This is a genomic window from Palleronia caenipelagi (genome assembly GCF_007004065.1).
Taxonomy (GTDB): Bacteria; Pseudomonadota; Alphaproteobacteria; order Rhodobacterales; family Rhodobacteraceae; genus Palleronia; species Palleronia caenipelagi.
The window spans coordinates 1-755 of record NZ_VFSV01000158.1; the positions used below are offsets into that span (position 1 = coordinate 1).

Below are 755 nucleotides of genomic sequence, written 5' to 3' on the forward strand. Positions count from 1 at the left end.
CCGTGATGACCGTCGGGAGCGGCGATCCGCACGGGACAAGGCGTTGCTGGAACGGATCAGTCATTTTTTCAAAGCCAGCAAACACCGCTACGGGTCCAAGCGTATCCACCGGGATCTGCGCGCTGACGGGGAGCGCGTCTCGGAGCGGCGCGTGGCCAGAATAATGCGCGAAAACAGGATCTCAGCCCGCCTGAGAAAGCCGCGCAAGCCGGTGACCACGAACAGCAATCACAAGCTGAAACCGTCGCCCAACCTGCTGCAGCAGGCATTTCATTGTATCACCCCGAACACGGTTTGGCTGGCAGACATCACTTATGTCGACACTGACGAGGGSTGGCTCTACCTGGCGGCCGTCAAGGATATGGCGACCCGCGAAATCGTCGGCTGGTCCATGGCCGATCACCTGGGCGCACAGCTGTGCTGCGACGCGCTCCGGATGGCTCTGCACCGGCGCGTGCCAGTCCCCGGTCTGATCGCCCACTCCGATCGCGGTGTGCAATATGCCAGCGGGGACTATCGCAAGATCATCCGCCACGCCAAGCTGGAGCAATCCATGAGCCGCAGGGGTCAGTGCCTCGATAACGCCCCGATGGAGAGCTTCTTTTCTTCGCTGAAAAAGGAGCTGGTCCATCGCCATCGGTTCAGAACCCGAGAACAGGCCAGGGCCGCGATCTTCGAATACATCGAGGTCTTCTACAACCGCCAGCGACGGCATTCAGCCATAGGCTACCAGACGCCAGCGCAGGCTTTCGAAG

General features: G+C 61.0%; 1 protein-coding gene. It reads left to right on the plus strand.

Features of this window, described 5'->3' with window-relative positions:
• Positions 1–755: IS3 family transposase (locus FEV53_RS20435; RefSeq protein WP_142836425.1), on the plus strand; the 755-nt coding region annotated here is incomplete at both ends.